The organism is Streptomyces sp. NPDC048637, from assembly GCF_040650675.1.
Taxonomy (GTDB): domain Bacteria; phylum Actinomycetota; class Actinomycetes; order Streptomycetales; family Streptomycetaceae; genus Streptomyces.
The window spans coordinates 468,489-492,396 of the sequence record NZ_JBEZHQ010000001.1 but is presented as its reverse complement, the minus strand read 5'-3'; the positions used below and the strand labels follow the sequence as shown (position 1 = coordinate 492,396).

The following is a 23,908-nucleotide window of genomic DNA, read 5'->3' as shown; positions in this document are numbered from 1 at the left end:
GCCACCGTGGCGGTCAGTCAGTAACCGACGCGCAGACCGGAGGGACCGCCCTGTGGCAGCCGTGCTTTCCGCACTGTTCGCCCTGCTGGCGGCCGTGGGCAATGCCACCGGAACGGTGCTTCAACGCGTTGGCGCGCGGAGCGTTCCCCCGGGCGACGCCTTCAGCATCCGGCTGGTCCGTCACCTGCTGCACCACCCGACGTGGCTCGGTGGGATCGCCGTGGTGGTCGGCGCCGCTGCGTGCCAGGCACTGGCCCTGACGTTCGGTCCCCTGTCGCTGGTACAGCCCATTCTGGTGACCGAACTGCCCTTCACCCTCCTGATCGCCTGTGCGTTCTCCCGGCGGCGGCTGCCCGCGGCCGGTTGGATCGCCTCCGTCACGGTCGCCGGCGGGCTCGCTCTCACCCTGGCCGCGGCCGCGCCGTCGGGCAGCAACTCGGTGGTGCCGCCCGGCACATGGGTACTGACCCTGCTCACCACCACGCTCGTCATCTCGCTCTGCGTAGTGGCCGCCCTTCGCCAACCGCGGGGAAAGGCACGCGCGGCCCTGTTCAGCTCCGCCTCGGCCATCGGCTACGCCCTGACCGCCACCCTCATGGAATCCGCAACCGACACATTCGACCAGCATGGCGCGGGCGCCTTCCTCACCGGCTGGCAGACCTATGCCTTCGTCGCAGCCGGCGCCTGCTCCCTGTTCCTGCTGGCCAACGCCATGGAGTCCGGCCCCCTGGTGGCCTCCCAGCCCGCCCTCACCTTGGGCGAGGCACTGGTCAGCGTGGTTCTCGGCATCCTGGTGTACGGGGACCGGGTCCGCGCCGGTTGGTGGCTGATCCCGGAGTGCGTCGGAGCGGTACTGGTCACATGGGGAGTGCTCACCTTGATCAGAGTCGATACGGAGAGCGAGACGTCATCCGCCCCCTGACTCGCTCGCCGCCCCTACTCCCTCGCCGACTCCGACAACGCCGCTACCTTCGGCTTCCTCATCGCGACCTTCGACCAGCTCCGGTGCGGTTGACCAGGGCGCATCGGATGGGGGTCTAGACGCGGAAAGCTTTGCGAAGGCGTTCGCCGAACTGGGCGGGATGCGTGGTCAGGCCGGTGTGCCCGCCGGGGAAATGCAGGAGTTCCATGCCGAGACGCTCGGCCAGGAGCGCGGCCGAACGGTAGGCCAGCTCGCCATGTGAGTCCTGGCCGCCGGCGAGAACGAGCTGATCCGACAGCGCCTCCAGTCGGTTTGTGTCCGGGATGTAGGACATGAAGCTGGGAACAATGCGCCCGACGAAGTACGGCAGGTTGGCCATCGTCTGTTCGGCCCTCGCCGCCGCCTGCGGCGGAAGCTCGGTCCCGGCCTTCGGCTCGGCGGTGTCGCCGTCCTTCTTCAGCCCCTCGGCGAACACCGCCATCGCCGGCACGAGCCCTTGTGTACGGAATGTCTCCTGCACACGCGCGATGAGATCGCGATGGTCGGCGGCGTCCGGCAGGACCAGGACCGCCGGAGGCTCATGCGCCACGACACGTTCGACACGCTCGGGATGCGCGGTGAGCAGGTGCAGGGCGGCGATCGCGCCCGAGCTGACGCCGAACACCCGGGCGGGCTCACCGGGTGACAGCAGGTCCAGTATTCGCAACGCGTCGTCGGCGTGTTCGGCCACGCGCTGCTCGGCCTCGGGGTCGTCCAGCGCGCTTCGCGACATGCCGCGCGGGTCATAGGTGGCAACCGTGTATTCGGACGCAAGGTCGTCGGCGACATCACCGAAAGAGGCCGCGCCGCCTGACCCTCCGGGGATCAGCAGCAGGAGCGGGCCGTGGCCCCGCACTTCGTAGTGCAGAGTCGCGCCGTTCACGCGCAGGCTGCCGGCGGTCGGGTCGGTCATGAGGAGTCTCCTTCTCGGGACGGGGGCCAGTGCTCCAGGAGGGAGTGCAGGGCGTCGAGGGCGCGGAGCCAGGACTGCTGCGGCGAACGCCGGTGTGCGAACCCGCCCGCGGACTCCAGGGCGACGAACCCGTGGAACGTGCTGCGCAGCAACCGGACGGCGTCGGTCAGGTCCGGCTCGGCCAGTCCGTAGCCGCGCAGCATGCCGTAGGTCAGCTCGACCGCGCGCCGCGGTCCGGGTGCGTTGGCGGCCAGCTCCGGGTCGATCTGGATCGGGGTCTGCGTTGCCATGTAGCGGCCCGGATGCCGGTGGGCGTACTCCCGCCAGGCGTTGGCGAACGCGACCAGCGCGTCCTTGCCCGAGCGTCCGGCGGTCGCCTCCGCGATACGGATGGTCTTCTCGTCCGCCGCGAGCAGCGCGATTCGTCCGCGCAGATCCTCCAGGCCACGGACGTGCGTGTAGAGACTCGCATCCTTCACGCCGAGCCGTCGCGCCACCTGCGACATGGTCACCTGGTCGAGCCCGACCTCGTCCGCCAACTCGGCGCCCGCGATCGTCACCCGCTCCGCCGTCAGCCCTGCCCTCGCCATACGCCCTCCGCATCACCCTAGGGGCTCTAGTTTTAACCTAGGGGTCCTAGGAATGGCAAATGGAAGGCGCGTTCAGCGGTACCGCTGACGTGGATGACTCCCCCGCCGTGCTCCGCTATCGGGTGAGGACGCCTGGGCCGGCTGCTCGACGCTCTCACCAGCGGCAGCCGCGGATGAACCGCCGTGCACGACCACGCCCCTCGGATCCGCCACGTCGGCCGAACTGGAACAACTGGATCAACTGGCTCAACGGGCCCAACCGGAGGGCCGGTTGCGTGCGGCGAAGGGGGCTACACCCTTCAAGTGCCTCGTGATGGCGCTATTTGTCGCTTCCCACCTGGGGCTCACGATCTGGCCAAACCTGCCCAGTTGACCCTCCCCGCGCCATACACTCCACCTCTGGCACTGTCGCCATGGAGGCGCCGTCTAGGGTGCGGGCATGAACTCGCACAGCTACCTCTCCGAACTGTTCTCGCTGGACGGCCGGGTCGCCGTCGTGACGGGCGGCAGTTCCGGCATCGGCCGAGCCATCGCCGGGGCCCTCGCGCGAGCGGGGGCGAGCGTGGTGATCGTGGCGCGCAAGGAGCCGGAACTGGCCGCCACGGTCGACGAGTTGGCTGGGTACGGCTGTCGGGCGGCCTGGGTGAGCGCCGACCTGAGCACCCGCCACGGGGTGCGCGCGGCGGCGGAACAGGCAGCCGAGGCGTTCGGCGAGCCCGACATTCTCGTCAACTGCGCCGGGATCAACCTGCGTCCACCGATGGGCGAGCTGGACGAGGACGTGTGGGACACCACGATGGCAGTGAACCTGGAGGCGCCCTACTTGTTGGGCCGGCGGTTCGGGCCCGGCATGGCCGAGCGGGGCTTCGGTCGGATCATCCACATCACCTCCCAGCAGGCACACCGGGCGTTCGCCCAGAGCGGCGCCTACGGGGTCTCCAAAGGGGCGCTGGAGTCGCTGGCCCGCTCTCAGGCCGAGGCGTGGTCGCCCCACGGCGTCACCTGCAACACGCTGGTGCCCGGCTTCGTCATGACCCCGCTCAATGAGCGGTTGTCGTCCGACCCGGAGAAGGTGGCGGCGCTGGCCGCACGCACGATGGTCGGGCGCAACGGCCTGGCCGAGGACTTCGCCGGAGCGGCGGTGTTCCTGGCCGGCCGCGCCTCCGGCTACATCACCGGGCAGGCGATCTTCGTCGACGGCGGGTTCTCCGTTCACTGAGCCCAACTCCGCTGGGAATCCGGAGCAATTGGGGACCACGAGCAGAGCGGAGCAGAGCCGGGGATTTCGGGGAACGGCGTCGGGACGCAGACTTCCGCACAGAGTGGGCGGAACTCCTCCACGCACCCGCCTGTGCCGGGAGCCGGTGGTGCACGCGGAGCGGAACTCCCACAGGTGTGGTGGCAGAACCTGCGCCGCGGCCTTGAGTCGGACCCGGCCACTCCTGCCGAACGGGCCGAGCGGAAGGCGGACTCGTGGTGGCGGTACTTACGCCGATTTGAGTCATCGCGCTCATGCAGCGTCGGCCGCATGCCACCTAGCCTCAGCTCATGAAACCCGATCAGCCAGTAGAGGAAGCCCAGGTCAGTCACGGGGAGACGGGCGTGGTTTCGCTGGCACTGGGCGTGGCCGCTGTCGCGATGTACGGGAGTCCGTTTCTCTCCTTCCTGCCGCCGTTGATCCGCAATTTCCCGCTTTACCTCACCCTGCCCCTCGGGATCTGCGCGATCGTTTTCGGAGCCTGCACTCTGCACCGAATGCGGGGCGATGAGGGAGCCGACCGTCGTCGCGCACGGGCCGGAGTCGCGCTGGGCACGGTGACCGTAGCGGTCCCGATCATCTTGGTGGTGTGGCTGGAGTGGGCACTACAGCGGTGACATCCCCGCAGTCCTACAGTTGTGCCGGTGGGGCAAAGAGCGACCCTGCGCACTATCCGTGCTCACGCGCCACCCCGGACGAGCCGTTGCGCAGTCCCCAACTCCTCACTTCTCACACCTCACTCCTCACTCCGGCCCGCCTCGGACTTCTCACTCTCGCTCCTGGTCCGCCTCGTCCGTCGCGTGGGGAAGCAAGGGAAACAGCCGGGTGATGAGGGCCACCGGTCGGGCGCCTTCAGGTCGGGCCAGGGGTCGTTGTTCACGGTCTTGGTAGGGGGCGAGCGCCCGCCGGATAGTGTCCGCGACCCGGCTCATCTCGTCGGGCGTCAGGTAGGCGACGACGCTGAAGGCCTCGTCGTGGCGCCATTCGGTCGGCGCTTGGTCGCGTTGAGCGAGCCACCGCTGCCAGCTCTCGTCCTCCAGCCCACGGGCCAAGTCGCCGAACCGCTCATCCGTAGGTGCACTGGCAGTCGAGTTGCGCTGCCTCAGGCGCCAGGGGCGTGCGCGACCCCCGCGGTGCGGGGCTTCCTCGATGTGTCCGTGGCGTGCGAGCTGCCGAAGGTGAAATGAGCAGAGCCCAGAGCTGTAGCCCAGTCGCACGGCGGCTTCGGTCGCTGTGACAGTGCCGACTTCGGCCAGCAGGTCCAGCAGGGCCGTGCGGACCTCGTGCTCACGCAGTTCGTCGCCGGTGTCCCGCGTCTGCTCGGGACGAGAGTTGAGGTCATCTTCAGTCACTTTGCAAAGTCTGCTACTTTGCAAAGGAGTTGGCAAGCGGTCCTGCCCGTAGACATCAGGCCGCGGTGACGTCCGCGGCGTCCCGCGGCGTGCGCAGAAAGGGAGACAGCGATGTCTGTTCGTCACGACCGGTCCCATTCCGTAGACCGGCGCGTTCGTGTGCAGGGCAAACCCGTCGACTCGTACCCCGCTCTGCCACCGGAGGCGGAGCGAGGGTCGGTGCGCCGGATCACGGTGGTGGGTGAGGGGATCCTGAGCCGTCCGTGCCAGGAGGTGACCGACTTCGGCTCCCCCGAGTTGTCGGCGTTAATCGACGACATGTTCCTGACGATGCATGTGGCCGACGGTGCCGGCCTGGCCGCCAATCAGATCGGCGTCGACCTGAGGCTGTTCGTATATGACTGCCCGGACGACTATGGGATCCGGCATGTCGGCCACATCATCAACCCGATCCTGGACCTGCCTGATCCAGGTAGCCGGCGACTCGTTGACGAATTCGAGGGCTGCTTGTCCGTGCCCGGTGCCACCATGGCGGTCCTCCGTACAGATCGTGCCGTTGTTCGCGGGCTCGACAAGGGCGGCAACTCCCTTGCCATCGAGGGCACGGGTTACTTCGCGCGGTGTCTGCAGCACGAGTCCGACCACCTCTTCGGTCATACCTATCTCGACCGACTGTCCAAGCGGGACCGTAAGGATGCGCTGCGGCAGATGGCAGACCATCGTGAGGATGTCTTCGCGCGACGTGCGGTCAAGGCCGCCCACCTGGGCCGGTGAGACACATGGTGGCGGCAGCCACCTTTCTGCCGGAGGGGGTGGGCCGCGTCCTGCGGCCGCGTTCAGCACGGTCGAGCAGGAGTTGACCCAGGTCCCCTTCGAGCCACCTGATCTGAGGAGGCGTCAGTGTCGATGCGTGAATGCCGAGGAACCGGGAGGCTGGCCGCATCAAGGCCCGGGCTTCGGCGTCAGCGTCGGCGTCCGCTTCTGGTGATGCTCTCCGGCTGTGCGTCCGGCTTGCTGGGTCGGGATCCGGCGTACACATTCGATGAGGTAGTCGCCGGTTTCCGGGTCGAGGGTGACGCCGTGGGTCTCGCTGCGGAAGCCGGGGAAGCGACGGTCGAAGGATTCCAAAGCGGTCAGGTAGCGCAGCAGCGGACCGTCGGGGGTGCCGGTGTTCTCGCCGGGCATCAGGACGGGGATGCCGGGCGGGGTGACGGTGACCATGGCGGCGGCCACCCGGTCGGCCGCGTCGGCCAGGCGTACGCGCTCGGTGCCGCCGCGGATGAGGCGCTGGTAGCAGTGCTGGGGCGGGGTGACGGGCTCGGGCAGGTCCTGGAAGGCGGTGTCGAGCAGCTCCACCAGGCGGGCGTCGCGTAGGTGGTCGTGCATCTCCTGGCACAGTTCGCGCAGGGTCTGGCCGGTGTAGCGGTCGGGGTGGGTGGCGACCAGCTCGGGCAACAGGTGCTCCAGCGGCGCGTTTTGGTCGTAGAGCGCCTTGAAGTCCATCAAGGCGTCCATCAGGGTCCCCCACTTGCCCTTGGTGATGCCCATGGAGAACAGGATGAGTGTGGTGTAGCTGTCGGTCTTCTCCACCACGATGTTCCTGGTGGCCAGGTAGGCGGTGAGGACGCGGGCGGGGATGCCCCAGTCGGTCATGTGCCCGGTGGCGTCGATGCCGGGGCAGGTGAGGGTGACCTTGAGGGGGTCGAGCAGGCAGTAGCCGTCGGTCAGGCCGGTGAAGCCGTGCCAGTCGGCGTCGGGCTCCAGCTGCCAGCAGGACGGTTCGGTGCGCAGCAGTTCGGTCGGTGCGTCGGCGAAGGCGAGACGCTCGCCAGTGGCCGGGTCGGTCACGGTCTCGGGCTGCCAGACGCCGAAGAACCAGCCGGGCCGGTCGCCGGCGGCTGCGATGCGCCGGCCGACGCGTACGACCGTCTGACGGAAGCGGATGGCCTCGGTCACCGCCTCGTCGATGAGCCAGCGGCCCTGGGGTCCGTCCATCATCGCGGTGGCCACGTCGAGGGAGGCGATCATCGGATACAGCGGTGAGGTGGTGCCGTGCATCATGAACGCCTCGTTGAACCGCTCGTGCTCCACCGGCGCCCGCGGTGCGGGTTTGACGTGCACCATGGCGCTCTGCGACAGCGCGGCCAGCAGTTTGTGGGTGGACTGGGTGGAGAAGACGGTGGGGCGTTCGGGGCCGGGGAAGGTGTCGGGGCCCACCGCCATGCCGTAGCGCCCGGCGTAGAGGGGGTGGAAGCGGGCGTAGGCGAACCAGGCTTCGTCGAAGTGGAGCCGGGGGGTGCTGGGCGCGAGGGCCTGGGCGACCTGGAGGGCGTCGTAACACAGGCCGTCGTAGGTGGAGTTGGTCAGCACCGCGTACTGGGCCTCGGGCGAGACGGCAGCCTGGGCCAGCGGATTGCGGCGGATCCGGGAGGCGACCGACTGCGCCTGGATCTCGAAGGGCGGCAGGGGGCCTGCCAGTCCGTAGCCGTTGCGGGTGGGGACCAGATAGACCGGCCGGGCTCCGGAGAGGGCCAGGCCGTGCAGCACCGACTTGTGGCAGTTGCGGTCCACCAGCGCGATCTCGTCCTGGGTAACGCTGAAGTGACCGACCATCCGATCGCAGGTGGAGTCGCCGTGGAGTACGAAGTAGGTGCGGTCGGCGCCGAAGACGCGGGCGGCGTTGCGCTCCGCCGCACCGATCGGGCCGGTGTGCTCGAAGAGGGAGCCGAGTTCCTCGACGGAGATCGACAGGTCGCTGCGCAGCAGTCGTTCCCCGAAGTAGTCGTGGAAGGCCCGGCCGACCGGGGACTTGAGGAAGGCGACACCGCCGGAGTGGGCAGGGGTGTGCCAGGAGTACTCGTGCGCGTGGTCGAAGCGGCGCAGCGCCTTGAAGAACGGCGGCAGCAGGTCCTGCTGGTAGCCGCGGGCGGCGCCGGCGATCCGTCCGGCGATGAAGGGTGCGGTGTCCTCCAGCGGCCAGATGTAGCCGATCACCGTCTCGGCCACCCACAGCGGCAGGTGCTCCAGGTCTTCGCCGGCTGTGACCAGGAAGACCGGGAGGCTCTGGAAACGCCGGCCGACAAGGCGCAGGACGTCGGCGCCGCCCGGTTCGCCGCCGGCTTTGCCGTCCTTCGGAAGATCCCAGTCCACCACGGCGGCGGCCAGGCCCGCCTCGGTACGCAGTACCGCCTGGGCATCGTCGGCTGTGGTGGCCCAGCGCACTTCAAAGCCTCGGGTCTCCAGCTCCGTGCGGATTCTGCGCAGTTGCTCGGCCCTGGTACCTCCGCTCTCTGGGAACTCGCGTACCGCGAACAGAACCGTCCCGTCGGTCATGGTGCCCCTCCTCGCGTGTCGGCGCATGGTCTGCCGGCCCGCACCATGCGTGATGTCGGAGAGGCAACCGGAAGATCACCGGCGACCGCCCGGCGACCAGGTCGAAACCACTCCGATGAGGGAAACTCCGCTCTGACCGCGCATCCGTGAGCGGCCCTGGCGGCAGACCTCGACAGCCCACGCGGCAGACCTCGGCGGACCTCGACAGACCGCGCGGCAGACCTCGGCGGGCCTGCTGCCTGCTGCCTGCTGCCTGCTGCCTGCATCGGTACCCGCATCGGCGCCCAGGGGGTGCTGGGCGGAACGGGGTTCGCGGGCCGATTCAGGCGCGGGCGCAGTCGGGGCACAGGCCCCGGTAGGTCACCTCGGCCCCGGAGACGGTGAAGCCGAACCGTTCGGAGGCGGGCAGGTCGGCCAAGGGGTCGCCGCCGGGGTGAACGTCGCGGATGGCGCCGCAGCCCGAGCACACCAGGTGCTGGTGGGGGCGGTGCGCGTTGGGGTCGTAGCGCTTGGCGCGGCCGTCGGTGGCCACCTCGATGACCTCGCCGAGCGAGACCAGTTCGCCGAGGGTGTTGTAGACGGTCGCGCGCGAGATCTCCGGCAGCCGTGTGGTGGCGTGTGCGAGCACCTCGTCCGCGGTGAGGTGGATGTGCTCGCCGTCGAGTACCTCGGCGACCACCCGGCGCTGGGCGGTCATCCGCCAGCCGCGTCCACGAAGCCGGTCCAGCAGGTCACTCATGCCCACCAGCCTAACTGTGCATCGTCTGACAAATGAATCCGTACGGACCTGGTTGTTGTATTGACTTGGACTTAGTCGATCGTAGGATCGGTTCCGGCGACAGCCAAGGGACAGAACGACAGCAGGGACAAGCCCGTGACGGTTCAGGAGACGGGTCCGCTCACCACCGAATCCGGTGCCCCGGTCGCGGACAGCCAGAGCAGCGAGCAGTCGGGGCTCGGCGGCCCGGCACCGATCCAGGACCAGTTCCTGCTGGAGACACCCGCCCGCCCCGACCACAAGGGCGAGTACACCGTCCACGAGCGCGAGCGCACCGCCCACGCGCGCGACGTCGGCGCCCGGTCGGTGACCACCTCGACGTCGGGGACCGCCCACGGGAGGCGCAGCCGCATAGACCCCATCCCCCATCAAGTCGCATATACCTTGTATGCCGTGTACGCCACATACTCCACGCATGCCATGTATGTCATGTATGTCACGAGCGTCGCGCATGAGGCCCTCTACCAAGCCGTGCGTGCAGTGCCTGAGGCTCGCTGCATGCTCACCGCGGCAGGACGTGCCCCGGCACCGGACCGGTCGGCGGCCCGGCGCGGGTCGGGGGACGCGTCCGCGGCGGCCACCACCACGTCATGTGCCGGTCGTGCAGTCCCGGCGTGACGTCGGCTGCGCGGCCGGCCTGGAGCTCTGCCTGACCACGCTCGACGCCCCCTACGGCCCGGTCGACGAGGCCGGGTCACCTGGCGGGGCCCGTTCCCCGGCTATCGACCACCCACAGTTCCTGAGCACCGTGATCGGCCCAGTTCGGAAGGATTCCCATGTCTGAGAACCACGACGCAATCGTCACGGACCCCAAGCCCCAGGAGGCAGGTGGCTGCCCGGTCGCGCACGGCCGCGCCCTCCACCCGACCCAGGGCGGTGGAAACCGCCAGTGGTGGCCGGAGCGGCTCAACCTCAAGATCCTCGCCAAGAACACGGCTGTGGCGAACCCCCTGGGCGAGGAGTTCGACTACGCCGAGGCGTTCAAGAACCTCGACCTGCCGGCCGTGAAACAGGACATCGCCGAGGTACTGACCACCTCGCAGGGCTGGTGGCCGGCCGACTTCGGTCACTACGGCCCGTTCATCATCCGGATGGCGTGGCACAGCGCGGGCACCTACCGGATCAGCGACGGCCGCGGCGGCGCCGGTGCCGGCCAGCAGCGCTTCGCCCCGCTCAACAGCTGGCCGGACAACGCCAACCTCGACAAGGCCCGCCGTCTGCTGTGGCCGGTCAAGAAGAAGTACGGCCAGAGCCTGTCCTGGGCCGACCTGATGATCCTGGCCGGCAACGTCGCGCTGGAGACGATGGGCTTTACGACCTTCGGTTTCGGCGGCGGCCGCGAGGACGTCTGGGAGCCGGAGGAGGACGTCTACTGGGGCCCTGAGACCACCTGGCTCGACGACGAGCGCTACACCGGCGACCGGGAGCTGGAAAACCCCCTCGGCGCGGTCCAGATGGGCCTGATCTACGTCAACCCGGAGGGCCCGAACGGCACCCCGGACCCGCTCGCCGCGGCCCGCGACATCCGTGAGACGTTCCGCCGGATGGCGATGAACGACGAGGAGACCGTCGCCCTGGTCGCCGGCGGCCACACCTTCGGCAAGACCCACGGCGCAGGCCCGGCGGACCACGTGGGCCCCGACCCCGAGGCCGCCACGCTCGAGGAGCAGGGCCTGGGCTGGAGGAACGCCTACGGCACCGGCAAGGGCGGCGACACGATCACCAGCGGTCTCGAGGGGACGTGGACGAACACCCCGACGGCCTGGGACAACAGCTTCTTCGAGATCCTCTTCGGCTACGAGTGGGAGCTGTTCAAGAGCCCCGCCGGTGCGCACCAGTGGCGGCCGAAGGACGGCGCCGGGGCCGGCACCGTCCCCGACGCCCACAACCCGTCCAAGAACCACGCCCCCACCATGCTGACAACCGACCTCGCGCTGCGCACCGACCCTGCCTACGAGCAGATCTCGCGTCGCTTCCTGGAGAACCCCGGCGAATTCGCGGACGCCTTTGCCCGCGCCTGGTACAAGCTGACCCACCGCGACATGGGCCCGAAGTCTCTGTACCTGGGGCCGGAGGTCCCGGCCCAGACGCTGCTCTGGCAGGACCCCCTGCCCGCAGTGACGCACGAACTCGTCGACGCCCAGGACATCGCCACCCTCAAGAGCCAGATCCTCAGCCAGGACCTGCCGGTCTCCCAGCTGGTGTCCACCGCCTGGGCATCGGCCTCGACCTTCCGCGGCAGCGACAAGCGCGGCGGCGCCAACGGCGCACGCATCCGCCTCCAGCCGCAAAGCGGATGGGAGGCCAACGACCCCGACCAGCTGGCAACGGTCCTGCGCACCCTGGAAGGCATCCAGCAGGCCTTCAACGCCTCCCACACCGGCGGCAAGCAGATCTCCCTCGCCGACCTGATCGTCCTCGCCGGTGGCGCAGCGATCGAGCAGGCCGCCAAGAACGCCGGCTTCGACATCCAGGTCCCCTTCACCCCCGGCCGCTCCGACGCCTCCCAGGAACAGACCGACGTGGAGTCGTTCGCCGCCCTGGAGCCGGACGCGGACGCATTCCGTAACTACCACGGCAAGGGCAACCGCCTGCCGGCCGAACACCTCCTGCTCGACAAGGCCAACCTGCTCACCCTCAGCGCCCCCGAAATGACCGTCCTCGTCGGCGGCCTCCGCGTCCTGGACGCCAACCACCAGCACTCCTCGCTCGGTGTGTTCACCACCACCCCCGGGACTCTGACCAACGACTTCTTCGTCAACCTCCTCGATCTGAACACGACATGGAAGGCAACATCCCAGAACCAGCACACCTTCGAGGGCCGCGACGGCTCCACAGGCGACGTCAAGTGGACCGGCACCCGCGCCGACCTCGTCTTCGGCTCGAACTCCGAACTGCGCGCACTCGCAGAGGTCTACGCAGCCGATGACGCCAAGGAGAAGTTCGTCAACGACTTCGTCGCGGCATGGAACAAGGTGATGAACCTGGACCGGTTCGACCTCACCTGAGCATGACGTCCAGGCCGGCCGGCGCGGGCCGTCCGGCCGGCCTGGACACCCTGTCGATGAGCAGTTGTTGTGGGCCGCGGCTGGTACGAGGAAGAGCGCATCGGTCATGTCTCTGCGCGTCACCACACCGCGGGGTGGCAGAGTCGGCCCGGTCATCACAGAGGCTGAGCCACCTGTAGCTAGCCTTGCGGTGCTGCCGTGGCCTCGGAGTACTTCTTGATGAGTTCGTAGGAGCGAATGCGGTCGCTGAGGTCGTAGACGGGTGTGGTCAGCATCAGTTCGTCCGCTCCGGTCTCAGCGGCCAGTTGCGTGAGCCGGTGTACGACGGTCTCGGGTGTCCCGACTGCTTGCTGTGCGCGGAAGCCGGCCAGTGCCTGCCGCTCCTCTGCCGTGAAGGGGTGGGCGGCAGCGTCCGCGGGCGTGGGGAAGGGGATCTCACTCAGTCCCTTGAGAAGCCCGGCTTTGACGACGTCCATCGGTCCGACGCGCCACGCGGCTTCCTCTTCCGTCTCGGCACACACCGCCTCCACACACAACAGCACCCGGGGCCGCTCGCACCAACGCGACGGGGTGAACGCCGCCCGGTAACGCTCCAGCACCGCTTGGGTGTTGTCCGGCCGGATGTGGTGTGCGACGGCGACCGGCAGACCAAGTCCCGCGGCGAGAGCGGCACCTGCGGTGCTGGAGGCCAGCAGCCACGGCTCCGGCAGCGTGCCGAGCGCGACCTCGTCGACCAGAAAGGACAGGATCGCGGCCACGTCGCCCGCGTACTCCGCATCCGTCGCCGGTCCGGCACCGCGGCGCAGCGCCCGCGCGATGGCCTCGTCAAAGGTGCCAGGGCCGCGGCCGATACCCAGATCGATACGGTCCGGGTGCAAGGCAGCCAGCGTTCCGAACTGCTCCGCCAGCATGATCGGAGCGTGGTTCGGCGCCAGTACTCCGCCCGAACCAAGACGGATGACCGAGGTCGAAGCGGCCGCGTGCGCGGTCAACACCACGGGCGGGAACGCGCCGATCGCGGGCGAATGATGATGCTCGGCGTACCAGATCCGGTGGTAGCCCAGCCGTTCCAGTCCCTGGGCGAAGGCCGTGGTGTCGCGCAGGGTATCCACGGCGCGGGTGCCGGTTTGGACCATCGCGACTTCAAGTGCCGAAAGAGGTATGTCCAACATGTCGTCAGCATAGAGATCTTGTGTGCGGCGAGGGGACGGTGACCTTGCCCTTCGCGCCCCTGGCCAGGGTCGCCGGGTCCGGCAAACCCAGCGCCGCCGCTGTCTCCAGCGCCGCCGCTGTCTCCAGCGCCGCCGGCGACACCTGGTCCCGGCGGCGAGGTCAGGAAGGGCGGAGGAGAGGTCAGGACGGGGCGCCCGGCCGCCGGTGGCCACCGTTACCGGGGCCGGGCGAGAAGGTCCGTTTGCGGCAGCGGCCGGTGCAGCGCGAGGAGGGCCTGATCGTCCTGGGGTGCACCGCCACTGTGGCGGCTGACGTCGCGGGCCAGCAGGTCGAGGACGGTCGAAGGATCCGGGAAATGGCCCGTCTGGCGCAGGTAGGACTGCACCATGCGCGGAACCCGGTCCGCGGGGTCATAGAAGACACCGGCAGGATCGCGCGCCTCGGTGACGCCGTCGGTGAAGCACAGCAGCATCGCCCCGGGCGGGAAGGGGTACGTCGCCACCGGTGATGCCCAGGCCCCCAGCCCGGCGATGCCCAGGGGCGGCGCCGCCTCCTCCGGCTCCAGCACGCGCGCCCGGCCGTCCGCGTGCAGCAGCACAGGGGCGGGATGGCCGCGGTTGACGATATGGACCTGGCTCAGATCGTCATCGAACTGAGCGATCAGGGCAGTGGTGAACCCCTCCGTCGCATCCAGGCCCTCCCGGCGCTGGCTCTCGCGCAACAGGGCCTCTTCCATGCACCCCACCAGGGCAGGCAGGTCAGGTTCATGGTCGGCGGCATAGCGGAAGACCCCGATATCGACGCTGACCGCCGTGACGGCGGACAGGCCTTTCCCCCTCACGTCGCCGACCATGGCGCGCACCCCGAACGGAGTCTCCTGCATCACGTAGAGATCGCCGCCGATCAGCGCCATGTCTTCGGCCGGCACGTAGCGGGCGGCGATCCGCAGGTCCCCCAGCCGGCTCGGAGGGCTGGGCAGCACGGCCCGCTGGGCCACCTCCGCGGCGTAGCGCGCCCGGCTCGCGCTCGCGTGCTGCATGCGCAGGGAACGGTTCAAGCCGACCGCCAGCGCGGTGACGGACGCCAGCGTGATCTGAACAGCCGCGTCGCCCTGCCAGCCGTACGTTCCGTCGACGAACGCCAGCCCCGCCTGCACCACCATGGCCGTAAGGCCGACACCGATGATCCCCACCGGGCCGAACAGCGAAACTGCCGTCACCGGCGCCACGGCCAACAGGGGGGCTGACGACACCGAGGTAGGCGTCAGCAGATCCACCAACGCCGCAAGGGCGATCACCACGGCCGGAACCCAACGGCGTACCCGTGACCACACCGGCAACACCCTCATCAGACCATCATGCCTCTCGGCACGCCCCCGACAACGGAACTGTCCGTGACGACACCTCCGCCGCAGCCAAACAGCCGACACCGCCAATGGTCATCCGGGCCGGAACAGCGTCAAGAAACGCCACAGTGCCGGCCGGCTCGCCTGCCCGCCCGGCCCAGCCCGGTCCGGCCCGGGCGGCCGTGCGTCCCCCGCACAGGCACGGCTGCACCTGACACCTTCGGTTCCTGTGAGGACAAGACCGGGAGCGCAGGGTGACCGGTCCCGGCGACTGCGAAGCCGAGCGGCCGGCCGTCTTCAGTCGAGGCCGGCCTCGAAGGCCACGTAGCGACGGCCGCCGGGCCCCTTCGGCCCTCCAGCCTCCGTTTCGGTCCCTTCGTCGGCCGCAGTGCCGTCGACGACGACAAGCCCGCTGAGCACGCGGTGCATCGTCCGCTCGAACAGCAGCTGTGGATCCTCTGCCCGGACCGCTCCGGCGTGATCGGCATGATCGGCGTGATCGGCCATGGCGGCCGCAACATGTGGGTGATCTCCTTGGGAGGCCGTCGTGCTCAGGTAGGCGGCCTGCGCCGCCTGGCGGTCGGTGGTCGCGCGGTTGCCCTGGATCTCCGCTCGGGCGAACTGCGCGACCAAGGCGCTCATCAGAGCGACGATTTCCATCTTGGTCCGGCCCGGCAGCCGGACGGACGCCATCGCCCGCAGCGCATATTCCAGGTAGTCCACGCTCCGGGGCCCCAGCCGCAGAGGTTCCGGCGGGACATCGGGCAGCCAGGGATGCCGCAGATGGACGGCCTTGGCCCGGGCCGCCAGGGCGACCAGGTCCTCAACGGGATCACCGTGGAGCGGAACGTCGAGGTCGATCTCCCCCGTCACCGCGTCCGTCATCAGGTCGAGCAGGTCCTCACGGCCGGAGACGTAGCGGTAGAGGGATGCCTGTCCGGTGCCCAGCCCCTTGGCCACCTGGCGCATGGAGACCGCCGACAGGCCGTCGCGGTCCGCCACCTCGACGGCCACAGCGGTCAGCTCCGCGTGGCTGTGCGCAGCCACGGGCCCGCGGGCACCGCGTCCGGCCCGCGCCCAGACCGTCACGGGTTCCTGAGCCACTCGTCCACCTGCCTCCTCCGTTCTCCTGGCGTATCCCCTACCCTAAAACTGCGAACAACGGTCGCAGTTATCGGTCGCAGCTATTTGGGAGGTTTTCGTGCCCGCTACCCCGAAACACTTGTGGAGCCCGGTCCGCCATGCAGAAAACGGCGCGGTGCGGCTGGCCTTCGACTCGCTGACCGAAGGGGCCGACGGTGAGCCGCTTCTGCTGGCCACGGGGCTGGGCGTCAACCGGCTGTGGATTCCGGACGGGCTGTGCCGGATGCTGGCCGCGCAGGGGTTCGCTGTGGCCCGATACGACCAGCGCGACGGCGGGGAGTCGACCCACCTGCCGCCCACCCCCACCCGCAACCCCATCTCCGCACTCTTCGCCAAGCGCGAAGAGGCATACACGGCCGAGGACATGGCTGATGACGCCGTCGCCGTCATGAACGCTCTGGGGTGGCGGTCGGCACACCTGCTGGGCGCCTCCCTCGGTGGAGCCGTCGCACAGCGCGTGGCGCTGCGGCACCCGGGCCGCGTCCGAACCCTCACCTCCGTGGCCGCCGTCCCCGGAGACACGTCGGGACTGCGGACCATGCGGTACATACGGATGAGGACCCTGGCGAAGTTCGCCCGCCTGAGTTTCCCCGACACCCCCGACGGGGCCGTCGCGGCCGGGCTTGCCGTCTCCCGTCTCCTCGCCTCGCCCAACCGCCCCTTCGACGAGCCGGCCGCCCGAGAAGCCGCCGAGCGCAACGCCGACCGCGGCATGCACGACCAGCAGGCACAGAGCCGTCAGATCGGAGCCCACTGGCACGGCCCGCCGATCAGCGCCATCACCCGGCCCACGCTCGTCCTCCACGGGGAGGACGACCCGCTCATCAAGCCCAGTGCAGGCAGGGCGATCGCCTCCCGGATCCATAACTCGCGCCTGGTGCTCCTGCCTCGCGTCGGCCACGAATTCCCGGAATGCGCGTGGGACAGCGTCGTCATCGAACTCCGCAGACTGGCCACCGTCTCCCGCCAATTGCCCCCGGCTCCGGGCAGCTGACTGAAGGCAAAGGCACGCAGAACTGCCCGGCGACGACGTCGAAGTGGGCACGCCGGTGGGACGTCGAGGAGGCCCCCGTCCTCGGGCAGATCCTGCTCGCCCGCCGCCGCACTGCCGCCGCACTGCCGCCGAACGCCACAGTCAGCGCGGTGCACCGTCGTGAGCGCACCGGCCCTCTTCACAGGTGCCGATCACTTCCATGACTCCGGCTCGACACGACGGGGGTGCGAGCCTCCTCCTTCCTGGATGGGCAGGTGGGGAGTTGAATTGCGGTCCGAAATCGGATGGCACGGGTAGTGCGGTGCCCTCTACTCTCGCGGCCGTGACCACAGACGACGCCGCAGCAGATCCACACAGTGCAGGATTGTCGATCCGGCAGGAGCACAGTGACGACCATCCGGCAGTACACGCGCTCCATCTGGCCGCGTTCGAGGGCGATGAGCATGTGCCGGCTCTCGCGGACGCCCTTCGCGGCGCGGCAGCGCCCCTGGCACCGATGTCGTTCGTCGCCACGATCGGGGGACAGGTGGTGGGGCACGTCCTGCTGAGCGCCGGCCGGCTCGACGCCCCGCGCCGGATCGTGGACGTCCTGGTCCTGTCACCGCTGGGAGTGCTCCCGCACTTCCAGAACCAGGGAATCGGCACCCGACTCGTCGAGCACGCCCTCGCAGCGGCCGATGCCCGTCGCGCGCCGCTGGTCTTCCTCGAAGGCTCGCCGCACTACTACGCAAAGCGCGGCTTCGAACGCGCCGACAAGATCGGTTTCCGCTCACCATCACTGCGTATCCCGCCACCGGCCTTCCAAGTTGCCCGGCTCGCAGCGCACGAACCCTGGATGACCGGCACCCTCGTCTACTCCGACACCTTCTGGGCGCTGGACTGCGTAGGTCTGCGCGACACCGAAGCGTCCACCGGCTGAAGCGCGCGCTCCGACTCCATCGTCCGGCCACTGGGCGCCGCGAGAAATGACGGCAGGTCGGTGGCCGCGCGATGACGGAGATGGCCGGGCCTACGACCGGAAGGCCCGGCGGCCCCGCGAGAGACGGGCGTTGACGTGATCTGGCGCCTGCAGGCGCACCCCTCTCCAAGCGCCTGACGCCCGCTGAGCGGCAGTTGATGTTCATCGAGACGGTTTCTCCTGAGGCTCGATGGAGATGCGCGCCGCTGTGCGGGCAGCGAGCCGTCGGAGGGGAAACGCCCACAGCCATGAGCCGGCCTTTGACGGAAGGCGAGTCGGCTTTGTTCGTACAGGAACGTCACCGTCGCCGCCTGGTGTCCACCCGGCGGGTGCTGTCTCCGTACGTCACCCGAGACGTTGCGCACAGGCGGAGGTGAGGAGGGGCCCGGCAGGCCCTGATGTCAGTGCCCTGGGGTTCACTGTGGGTGTCACACATCAGCAGAACGGCCGGGAGACCACATGAGTATGGATGAGTTGATGGCGGCGGCCAAGAACCCTACGACGGAGTGGCTGGAGTCCTGTTTCGGAGTGGGGTCGCTGTGGCGTCCTGCAGAGGCGGAGCTGCCCGAGCTGCTGGAGCACGAGGGGACAAGGAAGTTCCTCACCACGGTCGGCTTCCCCTCAGTGCGGATCGACGGGTTTCTCGAATTCATCGACTTCGACTCGAGCAACCTGAAGACCGAGGGCCCGTGGGCGGAAGATCCGGACGAGCTGTTCGGGCGGCGGACTCCCGACGACGACTCCCCGCCCTTGAAGTATGCATTCGAGTTCGGCAAGTGCCAGGAGTTCTCCTTGATGGTGGACGGCGAGGTGGGATGCGTCGATCTGTACGACCCCAACGGCTGGGACCACGCGGCGGGCTCCGCAGGCGAGGCGCACTCCTCGCTCCAGGCGCTGGCGGGTGCCCTGGGGCTGGCCGCGCAGTTCGCTCAGCGCTTCGAGGGGACGGAGCCGCTGAGCGCGCTGGCGGAATTCCGCGCGGCGATCGAGGAGCTGGACCCGCTCGTGGAGTCCGTCTTGTGGGAGAAGGTCACCGAAGCGCTGGAAGAAGAGTACGAACTGGCCGAGGAGATGAAGCAAGAGTCTTGAGACGAGCTGCGGCATCAGGGGAGGGCGTCAGGCGTCAGCCGTCGGCAGGCTTTGTCGGAAGAAGACGGGCGCTGTGGGTCGACCCACGGGTCGACCCGTGGATGGACCCGTGGGTGGACCTGTCGGTGAGGTGTGCTGAGTGTGCGCACTCCTGTGGTCCACGGGGCGGGCGCGCTGCCCACGCGGGGTCAGCCGGCCGGCACGACGTTGGTGGCGTCCACCGCGGGGCGCAGGGCCCGGGCGAGTCTGACGCCGTCACCCACGGCCCAGAAGTGGACGAAGAACAGGCGGGGTTCGTCCGTCAAGCCGTGATTGTGCAGCTCGACGAGATCGGCCCCGGCACACCGCAGCGCCACCAGGACGTCTTGAACTTCACCGGCGATCATGGCGCAGTCGCCGCTGATGGCGGCCCGCCCGTCCCCCAACGGCTGGAAGTTGAAGGCGCTCGTCGATCCGAGGCCCGCAGGCAGTACCAGATGACCGTCGGCGATGGTCTCGCGACGGACGAAGATGGACTTGTAGATGCCGTCGTCGACCGAACCTTTGACACCCAGTGCGGCATCGATACCGGCGGTGTCCAGGTCGACGGGCTTCCGCCGGGAGGGCGGCAGCGGGGGCGGGGTGCCGGTGCGGTCGAACGCCGCGCGCAGGCCGCGGGCCAGGGCCACGGGGTGGTGACCGTGTGCATGGACGTGGATCCACCAGAGGTCGGGAGTCTGGGAGAGCAAGTGCTTGTGGATCGCGGTCTGCCCGATCTTGTGCTTGTGCAGGACATCGGTGAAAGGCTGCATTTCCTGCTCGGTGACCACCACGTCACCCATCAACAGCGTGCTCTTGTCGGCGTACCGGACGAAGGACACATGCGAGCCGAGAGCGAGCGCCGGTTTGACGGCGATGCGGTGCGAGTGCACCCGCAGGTCACGGCGCGGGAGCGCAGTGTGATACATCAATTTGCGCTTCATATCGCCTTTTCGCCCGAGCGCGTTGGCCACCTCCTCCCAGTCGGGCAATGCAGTGGGGACCGGCTCGACCAGCCCGCGGCTCTTCGCCTCGCCCGTCCTGGTGGACAGGGCACGAGCGGGGGCGGGAGCGGCGGCACCGGCCAGCATCGGAGCCAGGGCAGCCGCGGCCAGTACCCGCCGCCGCGGCGCAGCCATATGCGGACAGCTGTCTTGCTGTGATTCGGCGGCCATCATGTGAGCACCTCCATGACGAGATGGAAGCACGGCAAAGTGGAGTCCATGCCCTCACCACCGCCCCTTGGGGGCCAGGTGGGCTAAGTAATCGGCCCCTGACTCCACCCATGACGCCGGTGCAGCCCTCAAGCCGGGGACGGCAAGACGACACGCCGTGCAATGCTCCGCTGAACTCGGCCTCAGCCGCCTGCCGATGGCGAACAGCACTGAAGCAGCAAGCAGTCAGCAGCAAGCAGGCAGCAGTCCGCAGTCCGCAGTCCGCAGTCCGGCGAATGAGCGGTTCAGACGCGGCCCACCCCTCAAACCCAGGAAGCGGCTGAGTGGGTGCTGTGCGAACTCTGACTGTCAGTCAGTCCGGCTGGATGATTCCGGCTCGACGCTCTCGGCGCCGACCACGGTCGGACAGCGCTCCAAGGTCATGCGGGCGGCGATGCGCCACGACGGGCAGCCACAGCGTCGAAGAGGGCCCAGCCGTCCATCTCTGCGGTCACAGGTTCTTCGGGAGACCACCCCTTGGTCAGCTCTGGTCTGGCCGTCAAGTTCAACATAGTGTCGGTATGCAGCGCGCCCGCACACACATCTGACAGCCGACATGACGACGCAGCACCGCGCGACAACGGGAGCCGAAGAAAGGTGAGCACGTTGAAGATCGTGGTGGACGACCTCTCCGGCCCGGAGATCGCCGGGTTCCTCGACGAACACGTCCAGCAAATGCGGTCCCTCACACCTCTGGAGAGCAAGCACGCCCTGGACCTCGGCAGCCTCCGGAAGCCCGACATCACGTTCTGGTCAGCGTCGGACGGTGACAGCCTGGTGGGCTGCGGCGCGATCAAGAGACTGGACGCGGGCCACGCGGAGCTGAAGTCGATGCGTACCAGGCCGACGCGGCAGAGGAGTGGAGTCGCCTCGCAGCTGTTGCAGCACATCATTGCCGAGGCTCAACTCATGGGGTTCGCACGGCTGAGCCTGGAGACCGGCGCCGCTGAATTCTTCCTGCCTGCCCGAAGGTTGTACGAGAAGTTCGGGTTCCACTCCTACGGCCCCTTCGCGGATTACCGGCCCGACCCGAACAGTACGTTCATGACCAGGGAGCTCTGAGAGCGGCTTCATCCAGCCGGGCGCGGACATCGAGGTTCCACCGCCGGCTTCATGCGGTGAGCCGGCCAGAGAAGTTGAGCCAGAGCCAATCAATTCTCGTGCATCTCGGTTGCCTGGGGGCGGGCAGAGGGTGCTGCGGCGCTGGTTCCGTCACGCTGTTGTCTGTTCGTCAATCATGGCCAGTATGTCCGCGGTGGGCCGTACGTCGCCGAAGGACCGGTAGACGGTGTGCAGGGTGGCATTGTGGTCGCGGTCGCGGCCGGTGGCGTTGGCATCCGCGATCATGATGACCCGGTGGCCGAGGGTGCAGGCGTCGCGGGCTGAGGACTCGCAGCACACGTTGGTGACCGTGCCGGTGATCAGGACGGTGTCGGTCCCGCGCTCCCGCAGGAGTTCGGGGAGCGGGCAGCGGCCCGGGAAGAAGGCGCTCGGCGCGGACTTCTCGACGAGAATGTCATCGGTGCCGAGGGTGAACCCCTGCCACAGCCGGCCGGGGAGCGGGCCGCTGCCGCCGGAGTTCCGGAACATCTCGGCGGCTTCGGGGCCGTGGAATTCGTCGCCGGCCGGGGTGCGTTCCGTGCGGGCCGGCAGGACCCAGGCGACGGTTCCGCCGGCAGCCCGAAGACGGTCGGCGAGGTGCTGGATGTTCGGGACGATGCCGCGGGCGTAGGGGTTGGCGTCGACGAAGAACGGCACCATGTCGACCACGACCAGCGCGGTGCGGGTGGGCGCGAAACTCGTGTAGGCGAATCGGCGGCCGCGGCGTTCCTCCTGGCACCGGTATTCCCGGTCGTCGATGTGCCAGGCATGGAGGAGTGTCCTGGTGTTCCGCACGGCGGTGCTCCTGTCAGTCGTGGTGCGGGTGGAGCTTTTCTCAGGCGGGGGTGTAGCCGCGGGTGCGGACGAGTTGCCGGGTGAGCTCGGTGAAGGCGCGGGTGGCGGCGCTTTGGTAGGCGTCTTCCCGGCGCAGCAGAGTGACGGTGCGGGGCGGCAGGGCCGGCTCCAGGGGCACCGTTTCGAGGTGGGGGTGGTCGTCGGCGATGGCGTCCGGAAGGACGGTAGCCACCCTGGTGCGCTGGACGAATTCGGTCAGCGCCTGGATGGAGTTGGCCTCCACCGCGATGCACGGTTGCACCCGGTGGGCGGCGAAGTAGGCGTCGATATGGCCGCGGGTGGCGAAGTCACCGCTGAGCAGGGCGAGTTGGCGATGCATCAGTTCTCGGACGGATAGTGGCTCCGTACGGCTGCCGGTCCGGTCCTGGACGGACAGTGGCTCCGCGCGGCTGTCCGTCCGGCCCCGGGAGGAGAACGGTTCCTCGCGGCTGTCCGTCCGGCGGGCGCCGGTGACGAGGCTGAGGGTTTCGGTGAAGAGGGCGGTCGCGGTGATGCCGGGCAGGTGGGGACCGTGGAAGGCGATGCCCAGGTCGATGTCGTCGGCCAGCAGGCCGGATTCGATGTGGTCCTGCGCCATCTCCCGGACGTTCAGGGTGATGTGGGGATGGCGGGCATGGAGTTCCGCCACCAGGGGCCCGATGAGGTAGGAGGTGAATGTGGGGGTGAGGGCCAGGCGCAGGTGGCCACGGGAGAGGTCGGCCACGTCCAGCACGGCACGCTCGGCCGCCGCCAGCTCCCGCAGGGCCCGGCGGGCGTGGTGCACATAGGTCTCCCCTGCGTCGGTGAGCCGCACGGTGCGTCCGGTGCGGTCCAGAAGCTGGGCGCCCACGGTGCGCTCCAGCTGCTTGATCTGCTGGGACAGGGTGGGCTGGGAGATGTGCAGGGCCTCGGCGGCGCGGGTGAAATTGCCGTGGTCGGCGACGGCGAGCAGATAGCGCAGATGACGTAGTTCCAGGGATGACATGGGGCAACACTATAGATGTGACCTATAGCTGCCATGCATAGCAAGTCTTGGACTCTATAGATGCAGGCCGTGCAGGGTGGGGTTCGTCAGCCACACGGGGCCGACGCACCGAAGGGAGTGACCATGCACGATCTCGCAGCGGGCGTGCAGCGTTTCCAGCAGCACGTCTTCCCGGCCAAGGCGGAGCTCTTCGCCGGCCTCGCCGCCAGCCACCGGCCGGACACGCTGTTCATCAGCTGCTCCGACGCCCGCGTGGTGCCGGAACTGATCACCGGCAGCGAGCCGGGTGAGCTGTTCGTCATCCGCACCGCCGGCAACCTGGTTCCCCCCTACGCCCCCGGCCCGGACGGGGTGGCGGCGAGCATCGAGTACGCCGTCGCCGTGCTGGGCGTGTCCGGCATCGTCGTATGCGGCCACTCCGCCTGCGGCGCCATGACCGCCCTCGCCGAGAACCACGACCTCACGTCCGCGCCGGCGATCGCCGACTGGCTGCGCCACGCGGATGCCTCCCGGGCGCGTACCGCCGCAGGTGCCGACGGCACACCGACCGTGGACACCCTGGTACGCGGCAATGTGCTCGCCCAGCTGGCGAACCTCGTCACCCACCCGTCGGTGGCCCGCGCCAGCGCCGCCAGCAGCCTCACGCTGCACGGCTGGGTCTACGACATCCCCACCGGCACCGTCGAAGAACTCACCCCCACCGGCACCGTCGAAGAACTCGCCCCCGCCGGCCGCCCGGCCTCCCCCACACCCTGAGCACCGCCCCACCACCTGGTCCCGGCCACCGTCCGACACCCGGACCACCCCACCGCCCGGTTCCACCACCCGGTACCACCCAGAGCCCGCCGTTCTCCCCTGCTC

At 69.0% G+C, this 23,908-nt stretch carries 22 protein-coding genes; 11 read left to right on the top strand and 11 right to left on the bottom strand.

The annotated features are described in order from the left end of the window. Positions 1-52 precede the first annotated feature (52 nt). A complete protein-coding gene (locus AB0C46_RS02405; RefSeq protein ID WP_362825044.1) occupies positions 53-922 on the top strand; it encodes a DMT family transporter in 870 nt (289 codons plus the stop codon). Between the two features lie 115 nt (positions 923-1,037). Here the strand turns inward: AB0C46_RS02405 and AB0C46_RS02400 are convergent, their stop codons facing one another. Both AB0C46_RS02400 and AB0C46_RS02395 read right to left on the bottom strand, forming a co-directional pair. Continuing rightward, positions 1,038-1,874 carry an alpha/beta hydrolase gene (locus AB0C46_RS02400; RefSeq protein WP_362825043.1) on the bottom strand — a complete coding sequence of 279 codons (837 nt, stop codon included), beginning with the start codon at positions 1,872-1,874 and terminating at the stop codon, positions 1,038-1,040. Then, positions 1,871-2,464, bottom strand: coding sequence for a TetR/AcrR family transcriptional regulator (locus tag AB0C46_RS02395; protein ID WP_362825041.1), 594 nt, complete (start codon positions 2,462-2,464; stop codon positions 1,871-1,873). The genes AB0C46_RS02400 and AB0C46_RS02395 overlap by 4 nt, the downstream gene beginning before the upstream one ends. A 439-nt stretch (positions 2,465-2,903) precedes the next feature. Here AB0C46_RS02395 and AB0C46_RS02390 point away from each other — a divergent pair, with 439 nt between their 5' ends. After that, the gene (locus AB0C46_RS02390; protein WP_362825039.1) at positions 2,904-3,683 is read left to right on the top strand and encodes an SDR family oxidoreductase; all 780 of its coding nucleotides are present in this window, start codon (positions 2,904-2,906) and stop codon (positions 3,681-3,683) included. 329 nt (positions 3,684-4,012) lie between these two features. Next, positions 4,013-4,339, top strand: a complete 327-nt coding sequence (locus AB0C46_RS02385) for a hypothetical protein (protein ID WP_362825038.1) — start codon at positions 4,013-4,015, stop codon at positions 4,337-4,339. Positions 4,340-4,489: 150 nt separating this feature from the next. Here AB0C46_RS02385 and AB0C46_RS02380 read toward each other — a convergent pair whose 3' ends face one another. Continuing rightward, entirely contained in the window at positions 4,490-5,074 is a 585-nt protein-coding gene (locus tag AB0C46_RS02380; RefSeq protein ID WP_362825036.1) for an ArsR family transcriptional regulator, read from the bottom strand. Between the two features lie 111 nt (positions 5,075-5,185). Between AB0C46_RS02380 and def the strand changes: the two genes are divergently transcribed. Next, positions 5,186-5,848: a peptide deformylase gene (gene def, locus AB0C46_RS02375; protein WP_362825034.1), complete on the top strand. Its 663-nt coding sequence runs from the start codon at positions 5,186-5,188 to the stop codon at positions 5,846-5,848. A 168-nt stretch (positions 5,849-6,016) separates the two neighbouring features. Here def and AB0C46_RS02370 read toward each other — a convergent pair whose 3' ends face one another. After that, positions 6,017-8,407, bottom strand: a complete 2,391-nt coding sequence (locus tag AB0C46_RS02370) for an Orn/Lys/Arg decarboxylase N-terminal domain-containing protein (RefSeq protein ID WP_362825033.1) — start codon at positions 8,405-8,407, stop codon at positions 6,017-6,019. Positions 8,408-8,729: 322 nt separating this feature from the next. Further along, on the bottom strand, positions 8,730-9,146 hold the full coding sequence (locus AB0C46_RS02365) for a transcriptional repressor (RefSeq protein WP_362825031.1): 417 nt from the start codon (positions 9,144-9,146) through the stop codon (positions 8,730-8,732). A gap of 135 nt (positions 9,147-9,281) precedes the next feature. Between AB0C46_RS02365 and AB0C46_RS02360 the strand changes: the two genes are divergently transcribed. Continuing rightward, entirely contained in the window at positions 9,282-9,803 is a 522-nt protein-coding gene (locus AB0C46_RS02360) for a hypothetical protein (RefSeq protein ID WP_362825187.1), read from the top strand. A 158-nt stretch (positions 9,804-9,961) separates the two neighbouring features. Further along, on the top strand, positions 9,962-12,193 hold the full coding sequence (gene katG, locus AB0C46_RS02355) for a catalase/peroxidase HPI (protein WP_362825030.1): 2,232 nt from the start codon (positions 9,962-9,964) through the stop codon (positions 12,191-12,193). 179 nt (positions 12,194-12,372) lie between these two features. Here katG and AB0C46_RS02350 read toward each other — a convergent pair whose 3' ends face one another. The 3 genes from AB0C46_RS02350 to AB0C46_RS02340 all read right to left on the bottom strand — a co-directional run bounded on the left by AB0C46_RS02350 (position 12,373) and on the right by AB0C46_RS02340 (position 15,815). Then, positions 12,373-13,365, bottom strand: coding sequence for an LLM class flavin-dependent oxidoreductase (locus tag AB0C46_RS02350; protein ID WP_362825028.1), 993 nt, complete (start codon positions 13,363-13,365; stop codon positions 12,373-12,375). 215 nt (positions 13,366-13,580) lie between these two features. Further along, positions 13,581-14,714 (bottom strand): PP2C family protein-serine/threonine phosphatase, encoded by a 1,134-nt coding sequence (locus AB0C46_RS02345; protein ID WP_362825026.1) that lies wholly within the window; start codon positions 14,712-14,714, stop codon positions 13,581-13,583. A gap of 294 nt (positions 14,715-15,008) precedes the next feature. Beyond that, a complete protein-coding gene (locus tag AB0C46_RS02340) occupies positions 15,009-15,815 on the bottom strand; it encodes a helix-turn-helix domain-containing protein (RefSeq protein ID WP_362825025.1) in 807 nt (268 codons plus the stop codon). Positions 15,816-15,933: 118 nt separating this feature from the next. Between AB0C46_RS02340 and AB0C46_RS02335 the strand changes: the two genes are divergently transcribed. From AB0C46_RS02335 to AB0C46_RS02325, 3 genes are all read left to right on the top strand, one after another. Beyond that, a complete protein-coding gene (locus AB0C46_RS02335; RefSeq protein WP_362825024.1) occupies positions 15,934-16,848 on the top strand; it encodes an alpha/beta hydrolase in 915 nt (304 codons plus the stop codon). Between the two features lie 322 nt (positions 16,849-17,170). After that, the gene (locus AB0C46_RS02330) at positions 17,171-17,767 is read left to right on the top strand and encodes an N-acetyltransferase (protein ID WP_362825023.1); all 597 of its coding nucleotides are present in this window, start codon (positions 17,171-17,173) and stop codon (positions 17,765-17,767) included. A 498-nt stretch (positions 17,768-18,265) separates the two neighbouring features. Beyond that, positions 18,266-18,895 (top strand): SUKH-4 family immunity protein, encoded by a 630-nt coding sequence (locus AB0C46_RS02325; RefSeq protein ID WP_362825022.1) that lies wholly within the window; start codon positions 18,266-18,268, stop codon positions 18,893-18,895. 188 nt (positions 18,896-19,083) lie between these two features. Here the strand turns inward: AB0C46_RS02325 and AB0C46_RS02320 are convergent, their stop codons facing one another. Then, positions 19,084-20,052, bottom strand: a complete 969-nt coding sequence (locus AB0C46_RS02320; protein WP_362825020.1) for a DUF1259 domain-containing protein — start codon at positions 20,050-20,052, stop codon at positions 19,084-19,086. Positions 20,053-20,733: 681 nt separating this feature from the next. Here AB0C46_RS02320 and AB0C46_RS02315 point away from each other — a divergent pair. Then, the gene (locus AB0C46_RS02315) at positions 20,734-21,189 is read left to right on the top strand and encodes a GNAT family N-acetyltransferase (RefSeq protein WP_362825172.1); all 456 of its coding nucleotides are present in this window, start codon (positions 20,734-20,736) and stop codon (positions 21,187-21,189) included. Between the two features lie 150 nt (positions 21,190-21,339). Here AB0C46_RS02315 and AB0C46_RS02310 read toward each other — a convergent pair whose 3' ends face one another. Further along, a complete protein-coding gene (locus AB0C46_RS02310) occupies positions 21,340-22,023 on the bottom strand; it encodes an isochorismatase family cysteine hydrolase (protein WP_362825018.1) in 684 nt (227 codons plus the stop codon). 40 nt (positions 22,024-22,063) lie between these two features. Next, positions 22,064-23,047 (bottom strand): transcriptional regulator CynR, encoded by a 984-nt coding sequence (gene cynR / locus AB0C46_RS02305; protein WP_362825017.1) that lies wholly within the window; start codon positions 23,045-23,047, stop codon positions 22,064-22,066. A 123-nt stretch (positions 23,048-23,170) separates the two neighbouring features. Here cynR and AB0C46_RS02300 point away from each other — a divergent pair, with 123 nt between their 5' ends. Further along, complete coding sequence (locus AB0C46_RS02300) at positions 23,171-23,803, top strand: carbonic anhydrase (protein WP_362825015.1); 633 nt, start codon at positions 23,171-23,173, stop codon at positions 23,801-23,803. Positions 23,804-23,908: the final 105 nt, after the last annotated feature.

Bases quoted from the DNA above. Each gene is read 5' to 3' on its own strand.
- AB0C46_RS02400 (WP_362825043.1), bottom strand. From the start codon at position 1,874: ATGACCGACCCGACCGCCGGCAGCCTGCGCGTGAACGGCGCGACTCTG.
- AB0C46_RS02395 (WP_362825041.1), bottom strand. From the start codon at position 2,464: ATGGCGAGGGCAGGGCTGACGGCGGAGCGGGTGACGATCGCGGGCGCC.
- AB0C46_RS02390 (WP_362825039.1), top strand. From the start codon at position 2,904: ATGAACTCGCACAGCTACCTCTCCGAACTGTTCTCGCTGGACGGCCGG.
- AB0C46_RS02385 (WP_362825038.1), top strand. From the start codon at position 4,013: ATGAAACCCGATCAGCCAGTAGAGGAAGCCCAGGTCAGTCACGGGGAG.
- def (WP_362825034.1), top strand. From the start codon at position 5,186: ATGTCTGTTCGTCACGACCGGTCCCATTCCGTAGACCGGCGCGTTCGT.
- AB0C46_RS02370 (WP_362825033.1), bottom strand. From the start codon at position 8,407: ATGACCGACGGGACGGTTCTGTTCGCGGTACGCGAGTTCCCAGAGAGC.
- AB0C46_RS02365 (WP_362825031.1), bottom strand. From the start codon at position 9,146: ATGAGTGACCTGCTGGACCGGCTTCGTGGACGCGGCTGGCGGATGACC.
- katG (WP_362825030.1), top strand. From the start codon at position 9,962: ATGTCTGAGAACCACGACGCAATCGTCACGGACCCCAAGCCCCAGGAG.
- AB0C46_RS02350 (WP_362825028.1), bottom strand. From the start codon at position 13,365: ATGTTGGACATACCTCTTTCGGCACTTGAAGTCGCGATGGTCCAAACC.
- AB0C46_RS02345 (WP_362825026.1), bottom strand. From the start codon at position 14,714: ATGAGGGTGTTGCCGGTGTGGTCACGGGTACGCCGTTGGGTTCCGGCC.
- AB0C46_RS02325 (WP_362825022.1), top strand. From the start codon at position 18,266: ATGAGTATGGATGAGTTGATGGCGGCGGCCAAGAACCCTACGACGGAG.
- AB0C46_RS02320 (WP_362825020.1), bottom strand. From the start codon at position 20,052: ATGGCTGCGCCGCGGCGGCGGGTACTGGCCGCGGCTGCCCTGGCTCCG.
- cynR (WP_362825017.1), bottom strand. From the start codon at position 23,047: ATGTCATCCCTGGAACTACGTCATCTGCGCTATCTGCTCGCCGTCGCC.
- AB0C46_RS02300 (WP_362825015.1), top strand. From the start codon at position 23,171: ATGCACGATCTCGCAGCGGGCGTGCAGCGTTTCCAGCAGCACGTCTTC.